This window comes from Erythrobacter rubeus, from assembly GCF_014705715.1.
GTDB classification, from domain to species: Bacteria; Pseudomonadota; Alphaproteobacteria; order Sphingomonadales; family Sphingomonadaceae; genus Erythrobacter; species Erythrobacter rubeus.
Window position 1 is genome coordinate 1 of record NZ_JACXLC010000001.1, and the last position, 25,125, is coordinate 25,125.

At 57.3% G+C, this 25,125-nt stretch carries 20 protein-coding genes; 12 read left to right on the forward strand and 8 right to left on the reverse strand.

Annotation, left to right across the window (positions count from 1 at the left end; genetic code table 11):
* From IB285_RS00005 to IB285_RS00025, 5 genes are all read left to right on the forward strand, one after another.
* On the forward strand, positions 1 to 1,222 hold a 1,222-nt coding region (locus tag IB285_RS00005), incomplete at its 5' end, for a cadherin-like domain-containing protein (protein WP_190786254.1).
* 27 nt (positions 1,223 to 1,249) lie between these two features.
* Entirely contained in the window at positions 1,250 to 2,746 is a 1,497-nt protein-coding gene (locus IB285_RS00010; protein WP_190786255.1) for a TolC family protein, read from the forward strand.
* Between the two features lie 3 nt (positions 2,747 to 2,749).
* Positions 2,750 to 3,694, forward strand: coding sequence for an efflux RND transporter periplasmic adaptor subunit (locus IB285_RS00015; RefSeq protein WP_190786256.1), 945 nt, complete (start codon positions 2,750 to 2,752; stop codon positions 3,692 to 3,694).
* A gap of 22 nt (positions 3,695 to 3,716) precedes the next feature.
* Entirely contained in the window at positions 3,717 to 5,063 is a 1,347-nt protein-coding gene (locus tag IB285_RS00020; RefSeq protein ID WP_190786257.1) for an efflux RND transporter periplasmic adaptor subunit, read from the forward strand.
* On the forward strand, positions 5,060 to 7,219 hold the full coding sequence (locus IB285_RS00025; RefSeq protein ID WP_190786258.1) for an HlyD family efflux transporter periplasmic adaptor subunit: 2,160 nt from the start codon (positions 5,060 to 5,062) through the stop codon (positions 7,217 to 7,219). Before IB285_RS00020 ends, IB285_RS00025 begins: the two co-directional genes overlap by 4 nt.
* 588 nt (positions 7,220 to 7,807) lie before the next feature.
* On the opposite strand, the gene IB285_RS00030 is transcribed toward IB285_RS00025, so the two are convergent.
* Positions 7,808 to 8,494 carry a PilZ domain-containing protein gene (locus IB285_RS00030; protein WP_190786259.1) on the reverse strand — a complete coding sequence of 229 codons (687 nt, stop codon included), beginning with the start codon at positions 8,492 to 8,494 and terminating at the stop codon, positions 7,808 to 7,810.
* 460 nt (positions 8,495 to 8,954) lie between these two features.
* Between IB285_RS00030 and IB285_RS00035 the strand changes: the two genes are divergently transcribed.
* Entirely contained in the window at positions 8,955 to 10,580 is a 1,626-nt protein-coding gene (locus tag IB285_RS00035; protein WP_190786260.1) for a tetratricopeptide repeat protein, read from the forward strand.
* Positions 10,581 to 10,831: 251 nt separating this feature from the next.
* Positions 10,832 to 11,440, forward strand: a complete 609-nt coding sequence (locus IB285_RS00040; protein WP_190786261.1) for a DUF4402 domain-containing protein — start codon at positions 10,832 to 10,834, stop codon at positions 11,438 to 11,440.
* A 353-nt stretch (positions 11,441 to 11,793) separates the two neighbouring features.
* Here the strand turns inward: IB285_RS00040 and IB285_RS00045 are convergent, their stop codons facing one another.
* Complete coding sequence (locus tag IB285_RS00045; protein ID WP_190786262.1) at positions 11,794 to 11,997, reverse strand: thermonuclease family protein; 204 nt, start codon at positions 11,995 to 11,997, stop codon at positions 11,794 to 11,796.
* Positions 11,998 to 12,056: 59 nt separating this feature from the next.
* Positions 12,057 to 12,413, reverse strand: a complete 357-nt coding sequence (locus IB285_RS15115; protein ID WP_199803312.1) for an excalibur calcium-binding domain-containing protein — start codon at positions 12,411 to 12,413, stop codon at positions 12,057 to 12,059.
* A gap of 289 nt (positions 12,414 to 12,702) precedes the next feature.
* Here IB285_RS15115 and IB285_RS00055 point away from each other — a divergent pair, with 289 nt between their 5' ends.
* Positions 12,703 to 14,490 (forward strand): recombinase family protein, encoded by a 1,788-nt coding sequence (locus IB285_RS00055; RefSeq protein ID WP_190786263.1) that lies wholly within the window; start codon positions 12,703 to 12,705, stop codon positions 14,488 to 14,490.
* A gap of 121 nt (positions 14,491 to 14,611) precedes the next feature.
* Here the strand turns inward: IB285_RS00055 and IB285_RS00060 are convergent, their stop codons facing one another.
* The 5 genes from IB285_RS00060 to IB285_RS00080 form a co-directional block, all read right to left on the reverse strand.
* The gene (locus IB285_RS00060; protein ID WP_190786264.1) at positions 14,612 to 16,015 is read right to left on the reverse strand and encodes an H-type lectin domain-containing protein; all 1,404 of its coding nucleotides are present in this window, start codon (positions 16,013 to 16,015) and stop codon (positions 14,612 to 14,614) included.
* A gap of 520 nt (positions 16,016 to 16,535) precedes the next feature.
* Positions 16,536 to 17,264, reverse strand: coding sequence for an endonuclease/exonuclease/phosphatase family protein (locus tag IB285_RS00065; protein ID WP_190786265.1), 729 nt, complete (start codon positions 17,262 to 17,264; stop codon positions 16,536 to 16,538).
* Positions 17,265 to 17,325: 61 nt separating this feature from the next.
* Complete coding sequence (locus tag IB285_RS00070) at positions 17,326 to 18,042, reverse strand: tetratricopeptide repeat protein (protein WP_234033010.1); 717 nt, start codon at positions 18,040 to 18,042, stop codon at positions 17,326 to 17,328.
* A 219-nt stretch (positions 18,043 to 18,261) separates the two neighbouring features.
* The gene (locus tag IB285_RS00075) at positions 18,262 to 19,506 is read right to left on the reverse strand and encodes a glycosyltransferase family 4 protein (protein WP_199803313.1); all 1,245 of its coding nucleotides are present in this window, start codon (positions 19,504 to 19,506) and stop codon (positions 18,262 to 18,264) included.
* Positions 19,503 to 20,768 carry a nucleotide sugar dehydrogenase gene (locus tag IB285_RS00080; protein ID WP_190786267.1) on the reverse strand — a complete coding sequence of 422 codons (1,266 nt, stop codon included), beginning with the start codon at positions 20,766 to 20,768 and terminating at the stop codon, positions 19,503 to 19,505. The genes IB285_RS00075 and IB285_RS00080 overlap by 4 nt, the downstream gene beginning before the upstream one ends.
* 158 nt (positions 20,769 to 20,926) lie before the next feature.
* On the opposite strand from IB285_RS00080, the gene IB285_RS00085 reads away from it, so the two are divergent.
* Genes IB285_RS00085 through IB285_RS00100 form a run of 4 tightly spaced genes read left to right on the forward strand, consistent with a single transcriptional unit; the run spans position 20,927 to position 25,115 of the window.
* Complete coding sequence (locus tag IB285_RS00085; RefSeq protein ID WP_190786268.1) at positions 20,927 to 22,006, forward strand: CaiB/BaiF CoA transferase family protein; 1,080 nt, start codon at positions 20,927 to 20,929, stop codon at positions 22,004 to 22,006.
* Between the two features lie 3 nt (positions 22,007 to 22,009).
* A complete protein-coding gene (locus tag IB285_RS00090) occupies positions 22,010 to 22,459 on the forward strand; it encodes a MaoC family dehydratase (protein ID WP_190786269.1) in 450 nt (149 codons plus the stop codon).
* A 42-nt stretch (positions 22,460 to 22,501) separates the two neighbouring features.
* Complete coding sequence (locus tag IB285_RS00095) at positions 22,502 to 23,143, forward strand: exopolysaccharide biosynthesis protein (RefSeq protein ID WP_190786270.1); 642 nt, start codon at positions 22,502 to 22,504, stop codon at positions 23,141 to 23,143.
* A 55-nt stretch (positions 23,144 to 23,198) separates the two neighbouring features.
* On the forward strand, positions 23,199 to 25,115 hold the full coding sequence (locus IB285_RS00100) for a DUF3604 domain-containing protein (RefSeq protein ID WP_190786271.1): 1,917 nt from the start codon (positions 23,199 to 23,201) through the stop codon (positions 25,113 to 25,115).
* Positions 25,116 to 25,125: the final 10 nt, after the last annotated feature.

The following is a 25,125-nucleotide window of genomic DNA, read 5'->3' on the forward strand; positions in this document are numbered from 1 at the left end:
CTCGGCTTCGGCTCCCAATGGCACGGTGGTGATCGAGGCCGACGGCACGCTCACCTACACGCCGAATGCAGACTTCAACGGCAGCGATACGATCACCTACGAGATCAGCGACGGCGAGGGCGGGGTTGCAATTGGCACGGTTTCGGTCACGGTCAACAGCGTCAATGACTTGCCGACTGATGAGCCCGAGGCAGTAGATGCATTCAGCGGTGCACCTACGATCATCGACGTGCTCGATAATGCCAGCGACCCTGATGGCGATCCATTGAGCGTGATCATTGCCACCGTCGATGTGGGCGAGGTTGTCATCAATCCGGACGGCACGCTTACTTATACGCCGCCGGACGGTTTCACCGGTATTGCTACGATCCGCTACACCATATCGGATGGCAATGGCGGGTTCGTAAACTCGACCGCGACCGTCAATATCTCGGCGGCTGGTGCGGATCTGACGGCGCTGCTCGGCGAAAACCGCAATCGTGGATTGCCCGATCCGTATTTGGTCGACGAGGTGCTCGACCAGTCGGAAGAATTCATCACTACACCGCTGATCATCGTCGATACGGTGAACGGCTTCCGCCCACTTGGCGGCACCGGCTCGCTCAATGTCGAACAGCCGCTCCTCGAAGCGGTAAACGGCGTCAGGTCATTGAATGGGATCGGCGATTTCGATCGTAGCCGTCATCCTATCGATGGTGTGATCCGCTACCTCGATCACATTCGCGATCTGCGTTTTGGCGTCGATCGTCTGCTCGATCCGCGGTTCGGCGATTTTCTTCCCGAGGCGCTCACAGGGTTCTCGGTGCGCCAGCTCGATACCGGCAACGACCAGGTGATGATCGAATCCATCGTGCGCGACCGCGTCGTCTATGTTGAAATGCGCGATATCGGCGAGGGTTCGGCCTCTCCTATCGCCGAATTCCAGCTTTTGACGCGCGATGGCTCGCCGCTGCCCGACTGGATCCGGATCGATCCTCGCGGTCTGGCGATCATCGAGCGCCCGGCTGACGCCGAAGAATTGCGCCTGATCGTACGCGCTATCACAGAAGACGGCGAAACCATTGATATCCCGGTCAGAATTCAAGGTGCGACCGGCGAAATCCAAACCGATGTGCCGCACGATAAATCGCTCGTCCGTGCGGAAACGCTCGGTGCGATGATGGCACGAGAAAGCTCTGAAACAAGCGATGAAGTCGACGATCTGCTCGCCGCTTTCGTGTAGAAGACAAGAACGGATGAAGGTAAATTCATGAATAAGGGAATCGCACTGCTCGGCGCTTCGACATTCTTTCTGGGTGCCTGCGCGACCGTGCCGGAACCTTTTACGTCGGCCGAGCTGCAAGAAGCGGCTTCGCGGAACTTTGCCGAAGTCGATGCCGAGCAGGAGCCGGTGACCGCGCCGATCGACCTTTATGAAGCGATGGCTCGCGCGCTGAAATACAATCTCGACTATAAAGTCGAACTAATGGAAATTGCCCTGAGAGAGCGTGAACTCGATCTGCAGCGTTACGATATGCTGCCGCAACTGGTTGCAAATGCTGGGTATGCAGGTCGCAACAACTTTTCTGGCGCTAGTTCATTGTCCCTGATTACTCAGCAGCAATCTCTTGAACCGTCGACCTCCCAAGAGCGCGATCTGTTCACCGCCGATTTGTCGTTAAGTTGGGACGTTTTGGACTTTGGATTGTCCTATGTCCGAGCGAAGCAAGGGGCGGACGAGGTGCTGATATCACAGGAGCGTCGACGAAAGGTCGCCAATCGTGTAATCGAAGACGTGCGTTCCTCATACTGGCGGGCGGTCAGCGCAGAGCGGTTGCTTACCAAGCTGCAAGAACTCGAAAGCTCAGTCACTACAACGCTTGAAAATTCCGAGCGATTGTCTGAACGTCGGTTGTCCGCACCACTGACAGCTCTGACTTACCAGCGCGAGTTGCTGCAAATCCAGTCGCAGATACGGACGCTACAGCGTGAGCTTGTTGTCGCTAAATCGCAACTTGCGGCGCTTATGAACCTAAGGCCAGGAACCGACTTCTCGCTTGCGCTGCCAGATCGGACCGATCATCTACCCGCCGTCGAGTACGATGGCGAAGACATGATGATGACAGCGTTGCTCAATCGCGCCGAGCTGCGCGAGGTAGGCTATCGACAGAGAATAAACGCTCGCGAGTTGGATGCCGCATTACTGTCGGCGCTGCCTAGCTTTCGCGGTGTCTTGGGTGTTAATGTGGATTCGAATGACTTTCTATTCAATAACGACTGGGTGAATTACGGAGCAAGGGCAAGCTGGAACGTCCTCAATCTATTCCGGCTCCCAGCTCAAAAGAGAGCGGTTCGCGCTCAAAACGATTTGCTGGAGCAGCGCGAGCTGGCGCTAACTATGGCTGTTGTCACGCAGGTCCACGTTGCACGAGCGCGTTTTGGGCACCTACGCGAAGAATTGGAGACCGTCTCGCGGCAGATGACTGTGCAGGACAAGATACTGAACCAGATTCGCGCTGGTCACGCCACCGGAGTGATGAGCCGCCAAACACTGCTGCGCGAAGAAATGAACACGTTGGTCGCGGAAGTGCAATACGATATCGCCTATGCTGAAGCGCAGAACGCCTATGCGAACTTGTTCGCTTCCATGGGTATTGATGAGTTCAGCCCTGAAGTGACGGGCCAAGAAGATGTCGCCACTCTGCGAGCATCGCTGGCAAAGCTTTGGCAGGATCGCGAAGCAGCTGTAAGGCTCTCGGGGCAGTGACGCATGCCTGAAACAGAGCGGGTTGAGAAACCCACGACTCCTATAGCGCGCGACAAGCGCAAATATGCGATCGGCGGCATCGCTAGTGTTGGCATGTTGGCCCTTTTTGCATTAGCGATAACTAATGGTGAAGAAACGGAATGGTCAAATAGTGAATCAAACGATACGGCAAATCCGCAAAACGCAGAGGTTCCTGCTTTAGAGACTGAAACTGAGGGCACGGATGAACCCGTCTTCGAGGCGCGAGGAGTCATTGCTGCAAAGCAGGAGTCCACGATCGCTTCGCGTCTGACGGCGCGTATACTTTCCATACCTGTAGGTGAAGGGGGTAGCTTCCGTCGTGGTGCAACCTTGGCAACCTTTGACTGTTCCATGATTCGGGCGCAGCTTACAGCGGCCCGCGCCGCAACAACCGCCTATCGGAAAACTCACGAAACCAACGTCGAGCTGGACACCTACGAAGCAGTCGGAACGAACGAGGTTGAAGTATCTGAGGCCAACCTCGGACAAGCTATCGCTGAAGCCAACGCAATACGAGCACAGCTCAATGATTGTAGCGTCACGGCCCCGTTCTCCGGCACTGTCGTTGAACAAATCGCCAATCGCGGGGAGGTTGCGGCAAGCGGACAGCCATTGCTGAAAATTCAAAGCGGCAATGACCTTGAGGCAGAACTCATCGTTCCGAGCAATTGGCTTAATTGGCTAAGAGCTGGGGCAGAGTTCGATTTTGTAATTGACGAGACGGGCACGGCGATACCCGGCGCTGTCACTCAATTAGGTGCCTCGGTCGATCCGGTCAGCAAAACGATACGCGTAAAGGCCGATATCGATCCGGGCGAAGCACTTGTCCTGCCAGGCATGAGCGGGACTGCCTCTTTCGGCATGCCTGACGTACAAATCGACTCGGCAAATGTGTCAGCGGGTGACGATGGCAGCCAGTCGTCCTGAACCAGCGAAGGCTCGTCTTCAGTTGAGCGATATTGCGACCGGCAGCAGTCCGGGCGACGCCAAGACGCTTGCAGTGCTGCTCCAATTTGAGGCCGACATTCGGCGCCAATCGACCCTTCCAGAACTGCAATATCTCGTCGCGAACGAAGCGCGCGCCATCCTTCCCTATGGGCAGATGTTTGTGCTTTGCAAGGCCACCTTAGGCGAGGGCTACGAGGTCAAATGCGCATCCTCGCTGGCGACGGTCGACCGTAATGCGCCGCTAATCCATGCACTGGAGAGGATGCTTGCAGAGCTCGCGAGCGAGTTCGACTTTGCCAAACCGCGCGAATTTGATGTCGCGCGCGTCAAGACTGACGAAGCCCTCTCAGATTATCCCTACTCGCAAATGTATTGGCAGCCGCTGCCCGGCGAAGATGGTACGCCGTTTGGCGGGTTGCTGATCGCGCGCGAAGAAACGCTGCGCGACGGCGAGAAGTACCGCCTCGCACGCATTGCCGAGACGACAGCGCATGCTTGGCGTGCGCTCACCAATAACAGGCCGGTTCGCAGAATACCCTTGCTCGATAGCCGCAAGAAGAAATGGATCGCAGCTGGTGTCGCGGTCGTTATGCTATTCCCGGTGCGCCTAACCGCGCTCGCCCCTGCGGAGATCGTGGCTGAGCGGCCCTACGTGATTGCCGCTCCGTTTTCCGGCCGCATCGCATCGGTCGAAGTTATACCCAACGCAGCCGTACGAAAGGGGGAGGTGCTGTTGCGTTTCGACGATGTACGGCTCGCGAATGAGCTAGAACTGGCCGAAGAACGGCTCGCCGTTGCGCGCTCGCGGCTTGAACGCTCGACCAGCACGGCATTTGCCGAGCGCGACGAGACATACGACATCTCGATAATGCAGGCCGAGGTTGAGGTGGCGCAGGCCGAATACAACTACGCACGTCAGCTTGCAGGCCAATCGGCGATCGGTGCGCCGCGCGATGGTATGGCATTATTCAGCGACCGGCGCGACTGGGAGGGGCGTGCAGTCAATGTCGGCGAACCGATCATGCAGGTGGTTAACCCCAATGAAGTGATGATCCGGATCGATTTGCCCGCAGCCGAACAAATGTCTCTCGATCAGGGCGCCAAGGTCAAGATGTGGCTTGACTCGCAGCCGCTCTGGGCGATTGATGGTGTGTTGGAAACGGCGAGCTATCAAGCACGGGAAACCCCGGACGGCACTCTGGCTTTCGCGCTCACGGCTACGATCGACGGCGATAATCCGCGCATCGGCTCTCGCGGGACAGCTCAGGTCTATGGCCGTTGGGTGCCGCTAATTTATTCACTGCTGCGGCGACCGATCGCAGCGCTGCGCCAGTTTGTCGGAGTATGACCTCCGCCGCCATCCCGATCCAGCTGCCGCGGCTTCCCAATCCGCCCACGATCCCCGCCTTGCGGCAAGAATTGCGGATTGAGCCAGGCGTGCCGCTGGTCAACGGAGCGCCAAGCTGGACACTATTCGATCCCGTCAGGCATTCGTTTTACCAGCTCGGGCGGACCGAGTTTTTAATTCTCTCACATTGGGCAAGCGGCGATCTGGCGCGGATCGGCGAAGCGCTTGAACGCGTGGGGCTAGATGGCCATGAGGGGAATGACGCCTTTAATCGGGTCATTGAGTTCGCAGCGATCAACGGGCTGACGATCGGACCCATGGGCGAAGATACGGTCGCTGCCTTCACTGAACAGCGTGCCCGCGGCGAGAAAGCGGCGTGGAAGTGGCTGCTCGACAATTACCTCTTTGTCCGCATTCCGCTCATTAAACCGGCGCGCTTTCTGAAGCGTACTATCGGACATGTTCGCCTATTATGGTCGGTTTACAGTCTTCTTTTTTTTATGGTGCTTGGGGTCACGGGCCTCTTGCTCGTATCTCGCCAGTGGGACGCATTCATCGGCTCATTCCTCTACTTTTTCAGCTGGCAGGGACTTATCGCATATGGTCTTGGCCTGTTCGTGGTGAAGATATTGCACGAGCTTGGCCATGCCTACACCGCGACACGATACGGAGCCCACGTTCCGACGATGGGCGTGAGCTTTCTCGTCATGATGCCGGTGCTTTACACCGACACGACGGCGGCATGGCGGCTCAAATCGCGTAAGCAACGCCTTGCCATCGATTGCGCGGGCGTTGCGACCGAACTGATGGTTGCGAGCATCGCGACCATGGCGTGGGTGCTGCTCCCCGACGGGATGCTGCGTAGCGTCGCATTCATACTCGCAACCACTAGCTGGGTGATGAGCCTGGTCATCAACCTCAATCCGTTTATGCGGTTTGATGGGTACTATGTACTCGCCGATCTGCTCAACGTACCAAACCTTCAGCCGCGCGCGTTTGCGCTTGGAAAGTGGAAGATGAGGGAATGGCTGTTTGCACTGGGAGAGCCGGCCGCCGAAGACGTGCCGATGAAACTGCGCCGTGGCATGATCCTTTACGCTTACGCCACTTGGATCTATCGGCTGTTCCTGTTTACCGGTATCGCAGTCCTTATTTATAACGTGTTGTTCCAGCCGCTCGGTTTGATCCTCGCGGCGATCGAATTGACTGTGTTCGTTGGGCGTCCAATTCTCAACGAGCTGCGTGTGTGGTGGGACGAGCGAGAGCGAGTTATGCAGACGCGGCGCCGTAGGACTTGGATGTGGGTCGGCACAACAATGCTTTTGCTCGCATTCCTGCCGATGGATCGAAATGTTGACGCTTATGCCGTGTTAACGCCCGTCGGTGCTGCCCCCATAGTTTCTGGCGAACCCGCCCGCGTGATACGGGTGATCGCCCGCAATGGCCAGAGCGTGACGGTCGGCGATCCGATCATCGAGCTGGACGCGCCCGAACTCAAAGCGCAGGCGGCGCAGACCAAGGTGCGAATCGCGCAGCTTCGCTTGCAGATGGGCCGGGCTGTCTCAAACGACGAAGATCGCTCCAACCGAGCCGTCATTGAGCGCGAGCTGGCGCGTGAGACCGGCAAGCTCGCCGGGCTGGAGCGTCGCGCTGAAAAGCTAGTATTGCGCGCACAAGTGGCCGGAGTTGTATCTGACCTCGATACTGTGATTCATGCCGGGCGCTGGATTAGCGGTGAAGAGGTCATCGCACATATTGTTACGCCATCCGATTACGACGTGCAGGCTTATGTCTCCGAAAATGATGTTTGGCGCGTGAAACAGGGCGCCCTAGGGACCTTTGTAGCATCTGACGCAGGCGGACCATCACGATCGGCCAAGCTTATCGAGGTTTCATCGAGCGCGATCGAACGGCTGGAACAACCAATTCTGGCCTCGAAGAATGGTGGACCCATTGCTGTCGATGAATCGGGTGACCGACTTGCGCCGCGCGAAGCGCTTTATCGCGTGCGCCTGATTGCTGAAAAAGGTGAACTCAGCGATACTGATCACCTAATCCAAATTGTGCCTGGCACCGTCCAAATCCGCACTAACGGTCGCTCGTTTGCAGATTGGGCTGGGACACAGCTTGTGCGAACGGTTCGAAGAGTTTTTTGACCGCCGCAACAACCTATTTTCATAAGAGGATTGGAGACATCAAATAGTTACATTTCTTCGCTTCTTGCTTTCTCTAACAATCCTCTGGACTGACGCAACATGAAGCCAAGCGCCTCACCGCTTTTAAGTAACGGACGTCAGTTATAAAAATCCTATTTAAGTCTCAAAAAGCGGCATCATCGCACAGCCTGCAGTAGTAGCAGACTTATTGGCAAATAATCGGCTGCGCCGCTACACGGTTCCAATAGCGGTTTTTTGCCTAGCTGCGGACGACCCTTTTGAGGCTCGGCAGCGCGAACACTTTCGTTCGACGCTCGCTTTTGAATTTTAGATAAATGCTTCAGATTTGGGGTCGTGATTTGCTTGGATAAGCGCAGAACTCGTTTTCGAAAGTTGATGCTAATCCGATTTGGCCATCTATCGTCGAGCTCGCACTGCCGAGCGGCGCTACCTCAACGACGCTGGTGAGCTGACTGAACGCTTTTCGTTTACGCATTAATGGTGAGCAGACTCGACAACGCACTGGGCCGAGCCTGCTCGGAACTGCGTGCGCCCCCGCAATGTGCGACTAGCCTGTGTTGGATCTTCTTACATTTGAGAAACGCATCTCTGATGAATTCCGAGATCCTCATTCATCGGTTCGGCGCCATCTTGAGCGAACTGAATGCAGGTCAGTCTAAAGCGATCATCAAGTAAGAGCTGCGCGAGAATCTCTCTGGTGATTGGTCTTGCGAAACGAACACCAGTCTGCCCGCTGCTGGACCAACGAATCGAAACTGCTTCAAACTCAATACCGCAGAATGAGATCGAAAGGAGCGACCCTGGTGCCATCATCTTTAGACCGCTCAATCGCATGCCGCCGATCGAGATGTTTTCAATGGTGGCATTATGTTCTGCTCCATCGATCCAGCATCGAGCTGTTGCTTTGCAGGGTACACGGACGGATCGACTTGGAAACGCTCCACGACGTTCGCGGACATTGTCGAGGTGTTCCAGCCCGAAGTTATTTCCTTCGCGCCACGCGACCCGTGCGTTGATGCATGAATTGGTTTCCCAGAAATAGCTGAGTTTGTCGCCGACATCGAGATCAGCATCGACTTCAATTCTAGCGCCGCCGATCGATGAATTTCTGATGAGCCCCATCGTGACTTTTTGCGATGCAATTACGCAGCATGGCCGATAGGTCGCCTGATGGCGTTCGTTCTTACGACGGTCGACGATCAACTCATGTCCAGTGTCGGCGACAGCGCTCAAGAGACCGCTTGCTTTTGACATCTTAGCTCTCCTCATTTGTTCGATCGGATGCGGGAAGTATACCGATCAGTTGTGGCGATCCTTCCGCCCTTGGAAGGGGACCAACCAGACCATGGGCTGGGAAGGACCGCCGCAATCGAGCAAGCTGCCGAAATGACCAACAGTGCTGCTTCTAGCGTCCTGCACGTGATTCCCAGTCGTCAAAGACTCGATGTCACGTACGGAGCCTAAAGCTGCACTTCCGCTCGAATGTACTTCACAATAGCGGTGCTGATCTGTCCCCGTCAGTGTCCTACCGTGACTGTCACGTCAAAACTGACGCCCCTTCAGAAAAAGTGAAGTTACACTCTTGCGTGTAACGCTGTAACAATCACGCGCTTCAGGGATTTTTGGGAGTCCCCTGAATAGAGTTTTCAATGTTCCAATAGACAAAAGGGCCAACAAAATTCGGAATCGTGAATGACGAGGTAAGGATTTTTAGATGGTAACGCAGCAAGAGCAATCGTTGATGAACTTCAACCACCAGCTCACGCTGGAAGCCGAGCGTGTACTTGGAGATGTGATCTTCCAGCGTGCGCCAATTCAAAGCCAGCTGCTCAGGTTTCTTGTTGCGAAAGCCTTAGCTGGCGGCGCACCCCCAACTCAATATGAGATCGCAGTCGACGGCTTGGGCAAAGACGAAGACTACGACGTAGAGGCCGATAGCTACCCCCGGGTGCAAATTTCACGCCTTCGGCGAAGTCTCGAAAACTATTACGCCAGAAACCTGCCTGGCAATGGTCTTGGGCTTCAATTGGATTCCGGATCTTACGGCCTCACTCTCGCCGCGGTGGAGGCCACCCCCAATACAAATCTGAACAGGGACGCGGAAAGCGAGCCAGTTGCAGAAGCTCGACAGAATGCTGCGCTCCCCATGAGGCTGGTCGGCGCCGCGGCGCTAGGGCTTGTCGGTTTGGTAACAACACTGTTGATGATCATGGGGGGCTCAGCACCGATCGAGTCAGGTGGTCCTGAGAAACCTTCGACCGCGTTGATTCTCGACAGCGATGAGGAACTCGCCGGACTTGGCCTTCCTCAAGGCCTGACGGATACTGCACGGCAGATCGCGGAAATCCAATTGGCGGGCTCGTTCGTATCAAAGCCGCTGGCCCATGTCGCCGACACCGGCGACGCTGATTACTTTTTGACATTGAATTTTGGACCGGGAACAAAGGCCGATATCGCAGCGCAGATCGCTCTGGCGGATGTGGAAGGCGAGATACTTTACTTGAATTCCATTCCATTCAACCCACTTGCGCCAGAGGACTTCGAGACGGAACTGGAAGCGTCGCTTGTTTACATGACGTCACCGACCGGCGCGATTGCGCAGGCGGAACTTCCCAGACGCAGCGATCACACGAGTTCCGATTATGCTTGTTTCTTAGCGATCGAGAACCGCCGCTCCAATGGTGACACAACAGCAAAAATGGTTGACGACTGCCTCGATCGATATCCAAACAGCTCTTATCGCGCGTTTTGGTATGCACGACGCGCATTTGCGCGTTACCAGAATGCGGTCATTGACGGTCGCCCCATTGAAAAATCTGGGCAAGGCTGGTCGGATTTACGCAAAGCGCTGGAGGCGGATCGCTATAACGCATTCGCCAATTTTTCTGCTGCGAAGATCGAACTTGCTAATGGCGACTGCGATGAAGCACGCGGCTATGTTAATCGGGCGCTTGAACGTGGGGGTTCCTATCCTGCGCTCATCGCCGCGATCGAAACGAATGCTGCTGCGTGCGCCGCTTCACCAAGTGAGGCCCGCGCATTTGCAAGCCGAATTCGCACTCTTGCCAGGTTCAATCCAGACCCGGACCCGTTGCTTCATCTGTATCTGGTTGCGGGGCTCCTAGCTGCGAATGACAGAGAAACCGCTGAGATAATTTCGCGGCGTGCTACAATCGAAAATCCCGAAGGATTGATCGAAGAGACTAGCGATTTACTGAGGCGTTCGCTCGAGGATCCCGATTTCGCAAAGTCCAACCGTGAAGAGCTTGCCCAGGCAATCTACCTGTTTCTTTGGAACAAGCGCACAACGCAGAATGTCCTCAAGACTCTTCTGGTGTAATCGGTAGTCCGACAATCGCCCTGCATAGCAGGAGGCGAGCATCTCAGCAGCGGGGTCTGCGATCGTTGGGCTGGTCGATTTCGCTGTACTCTGCGCCTCTCAACGTAGTTACCAAGTCTTAATAAGAACCTTTCGTTACGCTCTTGAGAACGAATAAGTACCTGAAATTATTAGCGTGACACCGTTACGCTTGTTGCAAAAACGGTGAGAAACTAATCTAGCTTCGTGGAACCGAATATGATGATTACATCATGTTTGATCACGAACCTAAGTCCGATTTTCCCGGGTCCTATTTTCAGCTTGCACGCGCTGCAGTAATTGCTGTCGTACGAATAATTATGCTTGTTTCTGCAGCACTCGCATTGCTTGGACCTGCACATGCGCGGAATTCGTCAGCCGCTGGTTCTGGCGTGGCGACCGTTGTTGAGCCGCTTACGGTCAAGGCAATAAGGCCACTGGAGTTTTCTATTGAAGCCAGAACGATCAGAGAAAGGTACCGATATGTCATTCGTGCTGACCGGTCGATCGGTGTTGGGAGCTACAATGAAGCAAAAAAGCCTCGCTCCCCGGCATTCACCGGAACCCCAGCGGAGTTCGAAGTGCGAGGCATTCCGCATCGCTACTATCGTGTTGGTCTTCCGACTAGAGTTACGGCTCATTCTTCTGGTATTCGGACTAACACGATTGATGTTACGGAACTCTTTGCTGAAAGTCGCAATAGCACGTCCACGCCGGGAGAATTTCGCCTCGGAGCTAATGGTGTTGATCGCTTCCAAGTTGGAGGAGAGTTGGAAATTACCGCTCAAACAGCGGTAGCAAAATACACTGCAGAAATTACCTTAGCCGTGCGATATGACTAATCTGGGTCGGAAAGCGGCCTGTATGGTTTTGGACAAGTTGCTCGAAATGCGGTCAATCGTCCAGTATGGTGCTACTGACGCTTTTCAGGTTGTCGCGGCAACCAAAACGTTGACGTACTCCCCAATAGCAAAGGCACAGCCGGAGGGCCTCGGGTCGCAGTATTCGCAAACTAGCGTGATCTTGGCGCCAGCTTTCGCAGATCGAAGAGGCGCGTCGTTGACGCATTCTGCCAAGAGTCGCGGTAAACAAGCACCCGTATCGGGAACGGTGAGTTTCTCAACCGTTCTGGCAATACCGGCGCGGACCATCTGGGCACCAATCGATCCCGCGAGTTGGTGACTATTACAAGCGTTCAGCCATAGCGATCAGTGCCTTGCCGGACGATGTTGTAGCGTTTTGAATTTAAGAGTGTCACCAGCATGTCTCGCGCGCGCAACGCGAGGCGGCTCTCGATCTCGCAGGCCCCGTCGAGCTCTGGCGTGTTTATGTCGGCAATGCGTATCCGTTCGCGCTCTACGATAAAACTGCCACCATCGTGCACGCAGGTGAATCGCACCCCTGAGTGAGGACAAATCCCTATCGGCGAGCTCGCGGCCAATATGGCGAGAAGAAAGCTCACCGCTCACATCCAATACCGTCATTGTCGCGATCGAGATGTCGTCCATAGCCTGGCTGGCCTCGGTGAACCGGCGTTGCACCGGCAGCACGAGCGGCAGCGCAATTCGGATAGTACACTTCGCCGCTTGGCGTCCTTGTAGGTTTGCTAGTCATAGGAGCGCCATGGCAATGTCGACCGCCGTTTTTGCGATCATTGTGGCAGCCATCAGCGGCAGTGCGGCCAGGATGTGCGGATGCGGCCGAGGAGGCGAGAAACGCCAAAGCACTAATGAGCATGGCCACTTGGACAATGAGTAGAAAGGCGAACTCTGCTTTCTCAATCCATGACGTCCTTGCTTCGCCTCGACTTTTCATGTGTTTGCCCCCTCATTTACTCTTAGCGTCTCGCCTCAACGCCCAGACCAGCGTTGCTATTGCCGAGATGAGAGCTGCAACAGCTGTGATTAAAGTCGCGTCAATCTCCGGCATCTTTGCCTCCTTCGGCAACGACATAACCAAATAGGTTATCTGTAGGAAAGCTGTTTTCACGGACCAAAGGAAGTATTTGTGTTCACGCAGCCGCATAAATGCCCGCATCCAGCGCTCGAGCCTTCTCCACCGATCCTAACGGCGCGATGGGTCGAGGAATTGCCGGAGAGTGTCCATGAGTATCGAAACTATCGCGCCGCTGAAACGGTGCGCAATCTACACGCGCAAAAGCACCAACCACCGCCTCGAGCACGATGTCAATTCCTTGGTGACGCAGCGTGAAATCAGCAGTGCATACATTACGAGCCAACAATACAAGGGCTGGGTCGAGCTACCGAACCGATACGATGATGGTGGTCATTCTGGAAGCGGGATGGATCGCCCCGCCTTATCTCAGCTCATGCAGGATATCGAAGCAGGAGAGGTCGACGTTGTCGTCGTCTACAAAATCGACCGGCTAACGCGCAGTCTCGCTGACTTCGTTCGGATGATCGAGATCTTCGATCGCCGTAATATTGCGCTAGTCTCCATCTCACAGGCTTTCGACACTTCCGACAGCATGGGCCGGATGATCCTCAACGTGCTGCTAACTTTCTCCCAGTTCGAGCGCGAGCTTATCGCGGAAAGGGTACGCGACAGCATTCGCACCCGCAAGCGGCACGGCAAGATGCATGGTGGCCTGCCTCCATTCGGCTACATTGCGACGCCTGACGGTCTCAAGATCGACGAACCAGAAGCGGAGATCGTGCGGTTCATCTTCGACGAGTTCTTGCAGACAAGGCGCTATACAAAGGTAATGACCGCGGTGCGCGAGCGCGGATATTGTAGCTCTGTCAAATACTCTCCTCGCGGCAAGCCGCGTGGAGGCAATCCGATCAATCCCAGCACGGTCTACGCAATCGTCCAGAACCCGATGTATGTCGGAGAGATCCGGGGCCACGATACGACCTATCCGGGAGAACACGAGCCGCTCATCTCGCGCGAAACTTGGGACGAAGCGCAGATAATTTGCCATGAGCGCAAGAAGCGAAAGCCGAACAATCGCGATACCGACCACTTCCTTGCAGGCCTGCTTTGGGACGACCTCGGGCGCCATATGCGGCTCGACCTGAAACGGAAGCACGGCAAGTATTACAAGACCTACGTTTCGAGCAACGCGATCTGGTCACAGAAGCTTTTCCTCAGACAGTATCGTTCAAGCGCCGACCAGCTTGACGAGGTTGTTTTGGCGGCAGTCGCAGCGTTGCTATGCGATCGCATTAAGCTCAGAAAGGCCCTCAAAGGGCTGGGTCTGTTCGGCGAGAACCTAGAAACACTGGCTTCAAAAGGGCCAGCGGCCTCCGACCGCCTAATGGCGACCTCGAAATCGCATCTTCAAAATCTCTTCAAGGCTATCGTGCATCGTGTGGAGCTTGGCGAGGACCAAGTCTCAATCGAGTTTCGTATGCTCGAGGTGCGTCGTTATCTCGAGTGGAAGAGCGAGATGAGTTTCCGCGGGCGTCCATCGAACTGGTCGTGCAGCGATGCCCGGTACGACCATGTCGTTGCGGTAAGAGCAGTAACTGCGGAGCGTTGGCCATCTCTCCACATCAATCCGCGAACGGAATCCTGCAAAGGCAGCCCAGACAAGAAACTTGTTGATCTAGTTCGCAGCGCGCGAAAGGCACAGCGGCTCGTGGAAGAGAACCGCGAGCTTGACCTCGACGCGCTAGCAAAGATGCATGGCTGTCGTACGGCGCAGTTCGCTCGTTTGATCCGGCTGAATTATCTGGCTCCTGACATCGTCACCGCCGTTTTTGACGGGACGCAGCCGTCCGGCCTCACTCGGAAAGTGCTGCTCAACTCAAATGTTCCAACCGATTGGGTGTTGCAGCGCAAGCTCTACGGTTTTCAAGCTCCCAAACGTAAGATCGATCCACGGAATCTGTTCGGCCGCGGAATGTGGCCCAGCGCGGCGGGATAGGTGTCAATGTCGACTGCGCTCAGACATTCGCGATTTAGACTGAAAGCTTGGACTTGCTTTGAGGGCTAGAGCGGAAAAGCAGGCATCCTGCTCATAGTTGGCAAAACGATCATGAATTCGGTCAATCAACTACGGTCCGCATGCGCAGGCGGAAGCTGGGGCTGCCGCTGCCCACATCAGGCGCCATAAAGCCCACCGGACGAATGCGAATAAAGCGCACCGCTGGATCCGTTCCATCGCCGCTATCAGACGGGACGTAGCCGAAGTCGACTCCATCGACTGAGAATTCATAGCAATCACTGGTGCTGGCGAAAGAGGTGAATGAGCAGGTTAGCGTGCTCGTTGGAGAACCCTGCTCAAACGCAATTGGCCCGCTTCCCGCGCCGCCATAATCGCCGACCACAAGGTTAAGCTCAACTGGCAGGGTCTCTGTCACGGCAACACTGTTTTGATTGGGCGGCGAATTGCCGACGTTGGACACGGTGATCAGATAGTCGACGATCGCGCCGGGAATTGCGAAATCGCCGCTCACTCCGTCACTTATCGACGTCCGTCCTTTTGTGATGTCCAGATCGGCCTCCAACAAAGCGTGGAAGCTCTGTGAGAAAGCGATGATCGCGGCCTGCTCGGCATCTCCTGCGGCAACAGAACGTTCGGTGTCCTGGTCCCGATCCTCGTCGACGCGCAACGAAATCGACGTGCCCGTGATCGAGCAATAGCGCAGCCAACCTCCATCGCTATTGTTGCGGCTTATCTTTTTCGCGATCACGATCGGATTGCCTGCGCTGAGGCCATGGGGGTTGCTGAAACAGCCGTCATCCCAGCCCCGGATCGTCGCTCCCGTTGTCGATGTGTTCCACGTGACCCTGGATCCGCCAGTATCGGGAAAACTACCAGCTGCACCGGTGGGGAATGCGATCCATCCAATGCGTTCTATCGACGGGAATGGGCCGCTGTTTGCCTGGCTTCGCTCTATAGCAAGATCAAATCCCAGAGTGCTTGGGCTGCGAGCGATAGACGTAATGTGCGGGCGTGAGCTTTGATTGGCAACATCGCGCGTCTCACTGTTCGCGGTTTGGAGCTGATGAAGAATAACAGGTGTCCCAAAAAGCGGCGCCGAAAACGAGACACTCCGCCAACTTGAGCCACCCCCGGTAAAACCGCTGCCGAATTGGACGTTAGAAAGCTCGGTAAATCCCGCTTCGATAACGGTGCCATCAGGCAAGACATGACGCCCTGGCTCGATCGCCACATAATGGATGACCATCGCCAAATGGCGGCCATCCCAATTGTCGGGTTCAAGGATCAACTCGTCAAAACCATTGGTGTCGACATTGGTGATGCGGATCGACGCAGAATTGTTACCTGCTTGTGAAGGAATACCAATCACAATTGGGGGCGTATCGAAAGACTGCTGAAAGGTAACGCGATCAGGGGTGCGATTGGTTCCCAGCGTATCGTGCGCGGTGAACGTCCCAGCCTCTATCCGACCGGCTAGTGCTGGCTGGCAGCTGAGCAGCAGCATTGCATAGGCCATAAGCCGCGGAACTAAGGCACTAAGCCGAATGAGCGTTCGGTCTGACATTCAGTTTCAGTATCTCATACGCAGTGAAAACATGGTTATACATGCGCGGCTCAAAAGAAAAGAAAACTCAACATTCAGAAGCTCACTGGTCTGACTTGCATTATCGATTTTTGGTGAATGACGTTGGTCATCCTCCAAAGTGCACCAGCGCCACTGGACACGCGCGACAATTGGTTTCACCTACCAGTCTCCCCACATAGGTGTGGGCAGCGATTGGACGCAAAGCTGCCCTCGTCACCTAACAGCAGCAAGTGGGTCGTGAGCTGGCCTCCCAGAAAGCTGTAGATAGCGGATAGTCCGTGTTGCCCCTAACTCGTGTTTGCCTGTGGCGACGGGGTCAGGGTATCGCCAGGGGTATCGGCCGCTGATAGACTTAGAAAATCCCCTAGAATCAGCTGACTAAGGCTGGTAAGTACGTTCTCTTCTGGGCACCATTTACCGCAATGACCGAATACGCTGCTTAGTTCAGGCGGAACTTGCCCCATACGGGCAAATGATCCGATGCCTTCGCCGCCAACGCGCTGCGATGAACTCCGCAAGCGAGCGCGGTCACTTGATCGTTATGGATGATCCGGTCCAGCTGCGCGACGGGTCTTCGGCTGTGAAAGCTCCGGCCGCAGTCCAGTATCTCGAAATGCCGCTCGAATTCCCGGAAGGCACCGGAACTTCGCCGCCATTCGTTGAGGTCGCCCGAAAGCAGCGTCGGGCGATCCGCCGAGGTTTGCTGCGCCAGCTCCGCGATCGCACGCGCCTGGCGAGTGCGCCACAATCCGGACAGGTCGAGATGCATCCCGAACACCGCGATGCTTCGGCCGGACACATTCAAATCCGCAGTGACCACTCCGCGCGGCTCAAGATACGGGATCGAGACGATCGAGTGGCTTTCGATCTCGACGCTGCGGCGGACCAGGATCGTGTTGCCATGCCAGCCGATCGATTCGTGTTGGACGTCGAAGGGGATCGGGCGGTAATCGCTATGGTTCTCGATCAGGAACTGCGGAATAGCCGATCGCCTCGAACCGAAGCGATGATCAGCTTCTTGCAGGACCACGATATCGGCGTCGACTTCCAGCAGGACACGAAGCACCCGCATTGGATCGCGCCGACGATCGGTGCCGACGCATTTGTGAATGTTGTAGCTGACAAGCTTGAAGGTAGTAGCCGGACCGGCCTTCGGCGAACGGCTCATGGCCAGCCGCCTAATCTTGGCGCTTCCGCTGCGATAGCGTGCAGGAGTGTGAACGTGAGGTTCAGCATTGAATGCGAACTACCTCATGCAGTTCGGGGTGCGCCTGCTTATCCATACGCTCAAGTGCCTGGACCGTTTGGCGCAGAAGGGCGCAATCAAAGGCCGCGCCAGCTTCGGCAGATTGTGCGATGACACCTGCGATGCTCGTAGCGGGAAGCACGCGCATCCCCCTCCTCAGGAAGACTGGTCGCCATCGATCGCTGCTTGCCACGATCCCGGCGAGCGTTTGCGTTGCTAAGCCATGGGAATTGCTGAAGAGGATTTCTCCGAATTCCTGCAGCAGGTCATCGCTCGTGCCCCTCCTGACGAGGAGAGCGACATATCGCCGTGCTGCCTCGCGCTCATCTCCTGCCGCGATCGCCACCCGCAACATGGCTTCCTGGGCTGCCGGATCGCGCCATCCCCGCTGTGCGGCGATCTGGATGGTGGTGAGGCCCTCGGAAGATTGCCCGGACTGGATTTGCGCCTGCGCGAGCATTCGCAGCGGTTCTGCGGGCAGAGGACGACGGGCGACCAGCTTGCGGGTTTCCTGGAGGGCTTCTTGAGGATCCTCTCCAGCGAGCGCTCGCGCAGCGATCTGGGCTTGAGCAAAGCTTCTGACAGGCTCGGGCGTGAGGTCCGCGAAATGCGGCGCAATCGCCGATTGCCTGTCTAGCTGAACGGAGATTGTAAGTGCCGCCAGCAATGCGAGCGACATGAACCAGACGAGGCGACCCATCACTTGCTGCGCTCACTCGATCGGGTTCCCATCCTTGCGAGGACCAGAAACGCGAAGCTCGCCAAGGCCAACATGGTCTGATTGCGCAAGGGGTAATCCGTAACCGACTGCGGCGCTGCGAAACTGAACTGGATCGCCGATATCGGGCTTAGTGCATTGGTTGCGGGCGCGGCGATCGCCTACGTCCTGATCGTTCGCAAACGCGCTTGAGAGCTGCGTTTAGCGCGATAAGGCTTGCCGATAGGCGGCGACAAGCGGATCGATCTGATGTTGCCAGCTCAACTTCTCGAGCACGCGGCTCCTGCCGAAACTGCCCATTTGCTTCCGCCGCTCCGGATCATCGATGAGCTCGACGATCTTGCTTGCCAAATCGACCGGATCATTCGGCTTCGCATAAAGCGATGCGTCCTGCGCGGAGAAACGACCCTCCGTGACATCGAACTGGACCAGAGGTTTTTCGAAGCTCATAAATTCCATCACCTTGTTCATGGTGGATTTGTCGTTCATCGCATTGACCCGGTCCGGATTGACCCCGATGTCCATTGTCGAAAGCACTTCGAACAGGACCTGATCGGGCGCGCGGCCAGTGAATGTGAAGTATGCCCGCAGACCCTTTTGCTCGGTCAGCGCGCGCAGTTCGTCGAGCGCCGGCCCGCTACCGACCAGGACGAATTGAATATCCTCACGCCCAAGCGTGCTGACAATGAACTGCACCGCCTCGATCAGGAGGTCGATCCCTTCCTGCTGTCCCATCACGCCGACATAGCCGACCATGTGCGCCCGCCCGTTCTTCCAATTTTCGGCAGCCGGGACGCGCTTCAGTTTCGAAGGATCGGGGCCGGAGCGCACCACGTGAACGCGGTCCGCTTCCATTCCCCCGCGCTCGATTGCGATGGCGCGGTAGCTTTCATTGGTGGCGATCGACACATCGGCGGCTTTGAAAGTCAGCTTTTCAAAGAGCAGCATGAGCTGCCAGAAGAAGCCACGCCTTTCGAACTTCGCCTCGTAAAGCTCCGGATTGATATCGTGATGATCGAATATGTAGCGCACGCCCAGCAGTTTGAACGGCAGCGCGACGAGGAAGATTAGGTCCGGGGGATTGCATCCCTGGATGACGTCGAACCGGCGTTTGAAAAAGATGCGCCATGCGAGCACCGTCTCCCAGAACAGCGCGGCGCTGTATTCCGCCAAGAAGCCCAGCGGGCCTTTTGCCTCGAGAGGCAAGGGGTGGCGGTAAATTTCGATACCCTCGATCACTTCGCGCCGCTTTTCATGGCCTTTGCCGGTGGGGCAGATGATCGAGACGTGAGCGCCCGCTGCCTTTAGCGTGCGCGCCTCCTGCCAGACGCGCCGGTCGAAGGGCAGCGGGAGATTTTCCACGATGATCAGCACGTGCCGCCCCTTGAGCGGCTCACCGTCGATCACAGCCGGAATTCCTTCTTGCGCCGCCGGGTGCTGCTTCAAGGGATGATGCTCACGTCGATGAGTTTGCTCGCATCGATTGCCAAGTCATCGATCAGCCGATTGGTTGCGATCACCCGGTCGTGAGCCTGGCTTTCCGCCCGCGCCCTATCGACCAGCAACCCTTCGATGGTCGGCAGCCAGGCGGTTGTGTAACCGAGGTTCTGCCCCACAAGGTTCTTCGGATCGATCCGCGGATCGTAAATCTCCAGATCGAACCCTGCATCGAGGAGCTTGCGCGCCATATCGACCGCCGGACTCTCGCGCAGATCGTCGGTCTCGGGTTTGAAGGAAAGCCCTACCATCAGCACTTTCGCGCCGCGCTGCAGCCCGGCGGTCGCAGTCTGGAACTGGTGATGCTTGTGCGCTTCGTTAGATCGCAGCAGCGCGTCCACCAGATGCGTTGCCGAACCGGTGTCGGCGGCGATGTATTGCAGCGCGCGCACATCCTTCGGCAGGCAGGAGCCGCCAAAAGCGTTGCCCGGGCGGGTATAGTTCGCTGAGATATTGAGTTTGGTGTCGCTCTTGAAGATTTCATGCACCTGCCGGGCCGATATGCCGAGATTTTGGCACACACGCCCGATCTCGTTGGCAAAGGCGACCTTGACGGCATGCCAGCTGTTGTCGACGAATTTGGTAAGCTCCGCCTCGCGCATGCCCACTTCAAATAAGGGCGCATCGATACCTTCGTACAACGCTGTCATGTTTGCAGACCGCTCCCCGTCGAGCGTCCCGATGACGATCTTGGGCGGGTTGAAATAATCTTCGATTGCAGAGGCTTCGCGCAGGAATTCGGGATTGTAGACAAGCTCGACCGCCCGGCTGGCGGCATCGCCGAGTGATGCTTCAACGATCGGCAAGATGAACTTCTCGCACGATCCCGGCCGCATGGTGGATCGGTAGGCAAGGGTCAGCGGACGTGGCCGCTCAGGATCGATAGCCTCGGCAATACTGCGCGTCACCTGCTCGATATGTTTCATGTCGTGCGCGCCGTCGACACCGCTCGGTGTGCCGACACAGACGAGTGCGATGTCGCAATGCGAAAGCTCGTCCGAAAGCTCGGCGACTGCCTTGATCCGGCCGTCGCTCCGGGCGGCGGAAATCAGCTTGTCGAGACCCGGTTCGTATACCGGGGCGCGCCCTGCGTTGATGGCGTCGACCTTGGACTGGTTGATGTCGATACCGATGACATGATGGCCCTGCGAAGCGATGCACCCGGCGGCGGCCGAGCCAACATAGCCCAGCCCGAATATTGCGACTTTCAAGTGAACCTCTCCTGGGCCGAATTTCATCGAACCATGCACCGCAAAACCTAGCGAAGGACGATCATTGGCGCAATGTGCAGCGCGCCTGTGGCTGTTGATCGCGGGCTTGTCAGCGATCCCGGCCATCGGCAGAGAGGCCGGGAGAAGGAGATTGAGGAATGGACGCTGCCGCAGACCCCTTGGCCGGTCTAAAGGTTATCGAATTCGCCGGGATCGGTCCCGGTCCCCACGTTGCCATGCTGCTTGCCGATCTCGGGGCGGAAGTCGTGAAAATCGAACGGCCCGGCGCGCCCGTGACCAACCCCGTCGTAGAGCGTGCACGTCACCGCGTTGCGGTCGATCTCAAGTCTGAAGAAGGCAAGGCGTTCTGTCTGGAAGCAGCGGCGAAAGCCGATGTCCTGATCGAAGGTTTCCGTCCGGGCGTGATGGAGCGGCTCGGCCTTGGCCCAGACGAGTTGCTTGCAAGGAATGAGCGGCTGATTTTCGCGCGGATGACCGGGTGGGGCCAGGATGGCCCGCTCGCCCACGCAGCAGGTCATGACATCAATTATATTGCCATCACCGGCGCTCTGTCCGCCGTCGGCAGAGCAGGCGAACCGGCCGTCCCACCACAGAACCTCGTAGGCGATTTCGGTGGCGGCTCGATGTATTGCGCGTTCGGCATCCTTGCCGCTTTGTATGAGCGCGAGCGCTCTGGCAAAGGGCAGGTCGTCGATGCCGCGATCGTCGACGGCGCGACCAGTCTGATGAGTTTCTTCTTCGGCGTGCGCGACCGGCCCTACCTGACGACCGAGCGCGGCAAGGGAATGCTCGGCGGCGCTGCGCATTTCTACCGCTGCTTCGAATGTTCGGACGGCAAGGAGGTATCGGTCGGTGCGATCGAGCCGCAATTCTACGCCGAGCTCCTGGCGAAATCGGGCGCCTCCGCGGAGCTTGCCGACGGCCAGATGAATCCCGCCAACTGGGACGAGTACGCAGAAAAACTCGCCGCCATGTTCAAGACGAAGACGCAGGCCGAATGGACCGAATTGCTGGAGGGAAGCGATGCCTGTTTCGCGCCGGTTCTCGAAGTGGATGAGGCACGGGATCACCCGCACATGAAAGCGCGCAATGCGTTCGTTGAGCATGACGGGATGTGGCACACCGCTCCTGCGCCGCGGTTCAGCCGAACGCCTGGTTCTGTCCGTTCAAGCACGGATGACGGGGCCGATATTGTCGCGAACTGGAAAGAGGGCTGAACAATGGCCGGTAAGTTTTTCGACGAATGGCAGGTGGGCGAAACGCTGGAGCACGATATCCGGCGCACGGTAACCGAAACGGATAATCTTCTGTTTTCGACCATGACCCACAACCCGCAGCCGCTGCATCTCGATATCGAGGCGGCAAAGGAGAGCGGATTTGGCCAGATTCTGGTCAATTCGACTTTCACGTTTTCGCTGCTCGTCGGTCTGTCGGTCGGCGACACCACGCTGGGCACGCTTGTCGCCAATCTCGGCTTCGACAAGGTCGTAACGCCCAAGCCGGTCTTTATCGGAGACACCTTACGCGCCCGCAGTGAGATCAAGGAGCTGCGCGAGAGCAAATCTCGCCCGGAAGCCGGAATTGTCACCTTTATTCATGAGCTTGTGAACCAGCGCGATGAGGTTGTTTGCCGATGCGAGCGATCCGCGCTGTTGCAAAAATCTAGCTAACTTGGGGACCGATTGCCCGCATTCGCGCGTTGGATCGGGGCCATGCCAGAAGACACCAAAGATCCACACTCGATCGGCGACGTCGTCGAAGGGTTGAGCGAACTCGCCGAGGCCGAGCGGCAGGTTTCAATCGGCGACGTGCTGGACAAGTTCGGCAATCGCAGTTTTGCCCCTGTGATGATGATCTTCGCGCTGCTGGAGCTGACGCCCGTCGGGGTGATCCCCGGCGTACCCAGCTTCCTTGCGCTTTGCGTCATCCTGATCGCGGTTCAGCTCTTGATCGGACGCGAGCATATCTGGGTGCCCGATTGGATCGAGGACCGCGCCGTCACATCGAGCAAGCTGGAAAAAGCGACCGACAAGCTCGAAGGGCCCGCAGACACGCTGGACACGGTAGCGAAAGGGCGTCTTGAGTTTCTTGCTCAGGGGCCTGCCTTAAGGGTCGCGGCGGCGATCATCATAGCGCTTGCTCTGGCGGTCCCACCGCTTGAGCTGCTGCCTTGGGCAAGCATGGGGCCAATGATCGCGATTTCGATCATCTGCCTCGCGATCATGGTCAGGGATGGCCTTGCGATGCTGCTTGCATGGGTGCTCGCCGCTGCGGCGATGGTAGGTCTTGGTTTCTACTATTTCGGCTCGGATGCGGCAGGCGGCGGTTACCTGCCCGTGTTGATGGGCGCTTGACGGGCGCGCGATACTAACGGCACACTCCCCCCTGGAGAGATGAGGGGGAATAAACATGCCGATAGCATGGCAGAAATTCGCGCTGGTAGGCATTTCGTCACTGGTCTTGGCAGCATGCGATGACTTGGTCGCGGTAGACGCCAGCCAAACCGGCGACGGTACCGACACGATCGAGCTCGCCGAGTTTCCCGACCGGCCCTATTGGGGCGATACTCACCTCCATACCGACAACTCGATCGACGCATTCGGCTTCGGCGTCCGGCTCGGGCCTGAAGAGGCGCTGCGCTTTGCCAGCGGCGAGGAAGTAACGGCAACCACAGGCGCTCAGGCAAAACTTGCGCGGCCGCTCGATTTTCTCGTCATCGCGGACCATTCCGATGGGCTGGGCGCAACCCGCCGGCTTTACGATGCGCCGCGTATCGGCGTGGTGGCGCAAAACGACGAAACGCTGCTGCGCTGGTATGACATGATGCATGAGAGCCCCGAGCAATCGCAGCTGGCTATCGCTGAACTGATTACTGCGGCGGCCAACGGGAATCTGCCCGAAGCTTTACGCGACCCCGAGACGCAGGCTGAGAACACCCGCGATATCTGGAACACGCAGCTCGGCCTGCTCGATCGGTACAACCGCCCGGGCGTGTTCACTGCCTTGGCCGGGTTCGAGTGGACCCGCATGCCCGATGGCAACAATCTGCACCGCGTGGTCATGTTCCGCGATGGAAGCGACAAGACCAGTCAGGTCGTTCCATTTCCCGGCATCGACAGCACACCTGAGCAGCTGTGGGATTACATGGCTGCCTATGCAGAGAACACCGGCGGACAGGCGTTGGCGATCCCGCACAATTCGAATCTGTCGAACGGGCTGATGTTCGAAATGACCATGCCTGACGGGTCGCCGATGACCGCGGCTTATGCCGCGAAACGCGCGGCAGCGGAGCCTGTGGTGGAGGTCACCCAGATCAAGGGCGATAGCGAGACGCACCCCTTCCTCTCACCCAATGACGAGATGGCCGGGTTCGGCGTGACCGGCTGGGAGCTCGGCAACCTCCCGCTTACCGCGCGCAGCACTCCGGAAATGTATGCGGGTTCTTATATCCGCGAAGCGCTCAAGCGGGGTTTGAGCCTCGAAGAACAGCTCGGCGTCAATCCCTATGCGTTCGGCATGATCGGATCGACCGACAGCCACACTGCGCTTGCGACCGGAGACGAGGACAATTTCTGGGGTAAGCACACCGGGAACGAACCGGCGAACGAAAACCGCGCCATGGAGGCGCAAAACCTCGGCACGCGCAAGGGCCGGTTCGGCTGGCATTATCTCGCCGGTGGTTATGCCGCGGCCTGGGCACGTGGGAACACGCGCGCGGAAATCTTCGATGCGTTTGCCCGGCGCGAGGTTTATGCCACCACCGGCCCCCGCATGAGCGTGCGGATGTTCGGCGGTTTCGGCTTCACCGAGGAAGACTGGGACGGTGATTGGGTGCGCAAGGGATATACCGAAGGCGTGCCGATGGGCGGCGAATTGACCGATGGCGGCACCGCACCAAGCTTTATCATCGCCGCGCTGAAAGACCCCGACGGAGCCAATCTCGACCGCGTTCAAATGGTGAAGGGCTGGCTCGATGCGTCGGGCGAGCTGCAGGAACAGGTCTATGACGTTGTGTGGAGCGACATGGAAAACCGCGCGCGCAGCGGCGGCAAGGTTCCTTCCGTCGGTGACACGGTGAACCGCGAAAACGCCACTTACACGAACGACATCGGCGCGGCGGAACTGCGCAGTGTCTGGACCGATCCCGACTATGAAGAAGGCGAGCGCGCGTTCTACTATCTGCGAGTGCTCGAAATTCCGACACCGCGATGGACCTTGTTCGATGCGGTGCGCTTTGGAATCACGCTGTCGGAGGATGCGATGGCCGATGCTGTGGCACAGGAGCGGGCCTACACCTCCCCGATCTGGCTGAAGCCGTCGGCCTGAAGGGCGCCGC